This is a genomic window from Oleiphilus sp. HI0117 (assembly GCF_001635235.1).
On the sequence record NZ_LWGA01000954.1, the window covers coordinates 1 to 3,633 of the forward strand.

General features: G+C 43.4%; 2 protein-coding genes and 1 pseudogene. 2 read left to right on the plus strand and 1 reads right to left on the minus strand.

Annotated elements, in window-relative coordinates:
• Positions 1-182: pseudogene (locus tag A3757_RS17085) on the minus strand (phosphoglycerate dehydrogenase); the annotation flags it as partial.
• A gap of 275 nt (positions 183-457) precedes the next feature.
• Between A3757_RS17085 and A3757_RS17090 the strand changes: the two are divergent.
• Entirely contained in the window at positions 458-1,855 is a 1,398-nt protein-coding gene (locus A3757_RS17090) for an FAD-binding oxidoreductase (protein WP_068510644.1), read from the plus strand.
• Positions 1,856-1,875: 20 nt separating this feature from the next.
• A partial coding sequence (locus tag A3757_RS17095; RefSeq protein ID WP_197470101.1) for a permease occupies positions 1,876-3,633 on the plus strand: 1,758 nt, incomplete at its 3' end.

Sequence of the window (3,633 nt, forward strand, 5' to 3'; positions counted from 1 at the left end):
GAACGAATACCGACGAAGTGAGCATCTGCGATCTTTTCGATCAACTCATCTTGAGCCAAAGAAGTTTTCAAATATTCAATGTTGGTATAACCTGCCTTTTTAAGTGTTTCCACAGCAGATTCATGTACACCTTCTAAAAGCAAAAACCTGATTTTACCTTTATCTAAAGACGTCGTAGTCATATTCGCAAAAAACCTTTTATCTAAGAATCAAAATACACTGTTAACAACAGATTATTTCAAGAATTTGTGTCTGGAAAAGCCGCGTATGATAACATATTCCGCTTTTTAGTCGTTCAAAATATTAAAACTCTTTTTAATTCTAGCTATATCAATTGTTTAGTTGCAATAGCTAGAATTAAATTTAACATTAAGCGCTGTTATTTCTTGCCTTTTAGCTAACTAGCCTTGGAAGTAAGAGTACAGTTATTAACAGATTTAGGTGGATTGATAAGCTTATGGCTTCGGAAACTCAGATAATTGATGCGTTAAAAGCAGTGGTAGAAGACGGGAAAGTTCGTACTGATGCGGAGACTCTAGAGTCTCATGGTAAGGATTGGACGAAAATATATGCGCCTAAGCCTCTAGCGATTGTATTCCCCAAAACAACTGAAGAAGTTCAGGCAATTGTTAAGCTAGCGAATGAGCACGAGTTTGCACTAGTACCTTCTGGCGGACGAACCGGTTTAAGTGCGGGGGCTGTGGCAAGCAATGGTGAAGTGGTCGTTTCTTTCGATTACATGAATCAGATCGTTGATTTCAGCGCCAGTGATCAGGCTGTACGTTGTCAGGCTGGTGTTGTTACACAGCAGTTGCAAAACTTCGCCGAAGAGAACGGTTTGTACTATCCGGTTGACTTTGCATCGGCCGGTTCTAGTCAGCTAGGAGGTAACCTATCGACTAATGCGGGCGGTATTAAAGTTATCAAATACGGCATGAGCCGTGATTGGGTCTTGGGTTTAACCGTGGTAACAGGTGCTGGCGAAATTCTTGAACTAAACCGAGACTTGTTGAAAAACAATACCGGATATGATTTGCGTCACTTGTTTATTGGTGCTGAAGGAACACTTGGTTTTATCACTGAAGCAACAATGAAACTAACGCGTCAACCGAACAATCTGACTGCTTTGGTTCTGGGTCTATCAGATATTGGTAACACCATGGATGTCTTGAAAGCATTCCAAGCAAAGCTGGACTTGACTGCCTATGAGTTTTTCTCGCACGAAGCGATGGGGCATGTCTTAGCGCACAACGATGTGCCTGCACCCTTTGAAACTGAAGCGCCTTTCTATGCATTGTTGGAGTTCGAATCGACGTCTGACCAGGTAATGGATGACGCAATGGCTTTATTTGAAACCTGTGTTGAAGAAGGGTGGGTTTTGGATGGTGTGATCAGCCAGAGTGAAACCCAGCTCAATAACTTATGGCGTTTGCGTGAAGGTATCTCAGAGTCGATTTCTGTGCGTACTCCGTACAAAAACGATATTTCGGTCGTGGTCTCTAAAGTTCCTGAGTTTCTAAATGAGATCAATTCAGTGGTGACTGAGCATTACCCGGATTTTGAAATTATCTGGTTTGGTCATATCGGTGATGGCAATCTGCATTTGAATATTCTTAAGCCTGAAGATTTAAGCAATGAAGAGTTCTTCTCGAAGTGCATTCAGGTAAATAAGTGGGTTTTTGATATTGTCGCAAAATACAATGGTAGTATCTCGGCAGAGCACGGCGTCGGAATGGTCAAGAAAGATTACCTGGGTTATTCGCGTTCGCCTGTTGAGATCGAAATGATGAAAGGCGTTAAGCGTGTCTTTGATCCAAAAGGCTTGATGAATCCTGGAAAGATTTTCGATCTGTAGCCTCTTTAATTAGATGGTGAATGTACGGTAATGAGAACAATATGCGGGTAGTCGATAAAAGGGGATTTCTTTGCTCTCTCATTCTGCTCGCCTTTATCTCATTGTTGTTCTTGTCCCAGTCGCGGCTTCCAGCGCTGGATGAAAAAGCTCAGATGGGCCAGCGCAACCATCTTAGTTCTCTCGCCTTTGATGTCATTTACCCGCTTAGTGCTGAGCAAGGGCATGCAGAGCGTATTCTCTATAGCTCGCTTAACTGGGCATATACCAACTGGCAAGGAATGACCTTTGGTTTTCTATTTGCTGCAGCTGTACTGACTTTAATATCTTTCCTTTCAATAAACTTGCCTAAAGTCGCAGATGGGCGAAATCCTTATAAACAAGCGTTTATTGGTGCCTTGCTCGGAACTCCTTTGGGTGTTTGCGCCAACTGTTCTACGCCCATTGCTTTTGGTTTATACCGGGGAGGCCTTCCTACTCCCACCGCTTTATCGATGCTGAGTAGTTCGCCAAGCTTTAATTTTATCGTGGTTGCGATGTCACTAAGCTTGCTGCCCATAGAGCTAGTTGCCATTAAGTACATCTTGATCGTATTTTTTGTCTTACTGGTAATTCCCTTTTTAAGTGCTCGTTTTCATGGCGAGGGTGGTAAGTTTAAAGGTAGTGGTATTGATCTCCCGCTAAATGCCTGTGCAATTACGCAACAAACTAGGGGGCTTCAGTTTGTCTTTGAATTTACCAAAGCATATTTGGGGCATTTAGGGTTTATCTTAAAAGGGGCGCTGCCTCTTATGCTTTTAGCTGGGGGGCTTGCTGCGCTTGTAGCAGAATTTGTTTCACTAGATAACTTAAATGGGTCGTGGACCTTAATAATACTAATTGTGGTGGCCTTGTGCGCTGCTTTTTTTCCGGTTCCTATTGCCTTCGATGTTGTGATCTCAGTTGGCTTGTTGGCAGCGGGGGTTGATATTGCCTATGTTGGCGCAGCCTTTTTTGCTTTAGGCGTTTTTAGTATTTATCCCGCGACGATGGTTGCACGAGATATCTCTCTGAAATTGAGCCTTGCCTTATTATTGAGTGTGTCTGTTTTAGCGTTACTGGCTGGTCTGACCGTCAGCGCATATACCGAGCAATCACAGGGCGCTAAGTTGCTATCGGTAACAGAAAAACTATCTCAGCTAGCGATGACTAATGATGCGGCTGAAAAGGAAGCAATAGAGCTTCACGGTTTACCGGAATATTCGGCACGCCCCCTGATGCGAAAAGCTGCCCGTGCCTGCCATGTTCTTGGTGAGTCTCGTCAGTATGACTGCTTTGAACGCTTCGTTGTTGAGCTATTATCGAAGCAATTTAGTGCGAGTGCCTGTGATTATCTGGAGGATGCAGCGAGCTATCGCCAGCGCTGTATGGAGGCATTTGATTATCTTAAAGTCAGGAAAGGCGCCTTAACAAACGAAAGTGTGGATCAGTGTAATAGTTTACCTACGCAATATAGGCAGCGCTGTCGTTATGACTATTTTTTCGAGAAGACACTTGAGCAACAAAGCTTATCGCCATGCTTGTCTTTAAATTCTCAAGAAGGTCAGCGCCAGTGTTTAGTTGAGAGCTTAGCGCTAAATACAGAACTTTATCCGGGCTATGCGCTATGCGCTTCACTTGAAGGTTCTGGAGCCGTAGAAGATTTGACGGCATTTTGCCTCAATGAACATAAGCTTATACGTCAGAATATATTGCTAGTACAGCAAGGAGACTTGAATGCTTGTTCAGGTTTGGAAAGCTCA

What these genes read in the sequence shown, in the direction of transcription:
- A3757_RS17090 (WP_068510644.1), top strand. Translation starts at nt 458, where the DNA reads ATGGCTTCGGAAACTCAGATAATTGATGCGTTAAAAGCAGTGGTAGAA.